1 pseudogene is annotated in these 474 nt (G+C 56.5%); it reads right to left on the bottom strand.

What is annotated here, in order from left to right:
- Positions 1–39 precede the first annotated feature (39 nt).
- Positions 40–369, bottom strand: a pseudogene (locus tag GJA_RS25795) (helix-turn-helix domain-containing protein); the annotation flags it as partial.
- Positions 370–474: the final 105 nt, after the last annotated feature.

Genomic DNA, 474 nt, shown 5'->3' with positions numbered 1-474 from the left:
TGTTCGTTTGCTGGCCGGATTGACCCTCTCAGTTTGACCCTCTCTCCAGGTCCTGGCGAACGCCGCGACCCTGTCGTACGACCCCTCGAATCCCAATTCCTTCAAGTCCTCATGGATCTGTTTCAGCGTGCGCCGCTGTTTGCGCGACTTGGCCGCCTCGGTCTTGAGGAGCGCTGAAAGCTGGAACGCGTATTTGTCGATGGCGCGGGTGGATCGCCGCTCAGCGTAGGCTGGCTCTATGGTTTCCGAGCGCAGGTAACGTCGGACGGTGTTTCTGGAGATGCCCAACCGCCTGGCGATCTCTCTCAATGGGACCTGGTCGCGAATGTGCCAGCGTCGAATAATGCCTAGTAATGCCACGTCGATCACTCCAATTCCCCGCTCGTTGTGCAGAGCAGGATTGTGTCTTAAACGTGGGTCAGATTCGTTTGCAAATTATGCGGCAAAGTGGGTCAGATTTCGCTGCAAATCAAC

The sequence above is a fragment of the Janthinobacterium agaricidamnosum NBRC 102515 = DSM 9628 genome (genome assembly GCF_000723165.1).
Lineage (GTDB): Bacteria > Pseudomonadota > Gammaproteobacteria > Burkholderiales > Burkholderiaceae_D > Janthinobacterium > Janthinobacterium agaricidamnosum.
The sequence above is the reverse complement of the archived record's forward strand: the minus strand, read 5'-3'. Positions and strand labels throughout refer to the sequence as shown.